Origin of the sequence: Paucibacter sp. PLA-PC-4 (assembly GCF_026241155.1) — a bacterium.
Classification (GTDB): domain Bacteria; phylum Pseudomonadota; class Gammaproteobacteria; order Burkholderiales; family Burkholderiaceae_C; genus Roseateles_E.
Window position 1 is genome coordinate 1 of sequence record NZ_JAPFGP010000064.1, and the last position, 896, is coordinate 896.

At 58.7% G+C, this 896-nt stretch carries 1 pseudogene; it reads left to right on the plus strand.

From position 1 onward, the window contains the following. Nucleotides 1-700 precede the first annotated feature (700 nt). A pseudogene (locus OOZ63_RS28895) lies at nt 701-896 on the plus strand (transcriptional regulator); the annotation flags it as partial.

The window sequence follows — 896 nt, forward strand, 5'->3', positions numbered from 1 at the left end:
GTCAGAATAGCCATGGACTTCCCCTTCCGAATATGTTGATGAGAGATCGCACTTCCCATCGTGGCACTTGGTTGCCGTTTGCCGCAATGCGGCCAGTTCGGGACGGGGAAGTCCCTTTCATTCGTTAGGCCGCACGAATGCATCTGCACTGGCGCACGGTCGTTTTTGCCGCCTGTACTCTCATCTCCGCATGGGGCGGAATCGCGGGGTTTGTCACCATGCTGGCAGCTGGTACAGACTGTGGGCTTCAACGCGCGCCGGCAAAGGCCTGCGGGGGGATGGAGGCGCTCTCTCTACTGCTAGTGCCAGTAAACGGATTTGCTTGGGCGTGCTATTTCTGGATGGGAGGCGCGTGGATCGAGAACACGCGGGTACCAAAGTGGGTACCAGTTTGCGGAACAGCGGCTGCCCTGTCATGGTTTCTGCCCTTCTTCCTAGTCTCTAGGAAGCCTCTTCTTGAGACCCTTTCAGTTGCAGGCTTCATGTCAATTTACGTTGCACCGTCAATGATCATCGCAAGTTACCTGGTCTGGTATCACCGACGGCCAAAGTTGGCTTCTAGTTTGTGACCACCGAAGTGCCGCCGAACCAGTCGCTCGAGCCGACTCGCGTCGGCAAGCCGCCGCTCGCGGCTCAGCTTCAACGTTCGGCCTCTTGAGGGGAGCTGGACTACTATGCTCCTCTGGCGTATAGTTCGGCAATGCTCACGGTCGTCGAAACCCTTCTCTTCCAACGCCAATGGCCGCTCTACTGGAGCGAGGAAGAGCGAGGCGTATTCGCCGCCTACATCGCTGAGCACCCCACTGCCGGAGATGTCGTGCCCGAATCCGGCGGCATTCGCAAGGTGCGCTGGGGTCGAGCAGGTTCGGGCAAGTCGGGTGGCGTACGGGTGATTT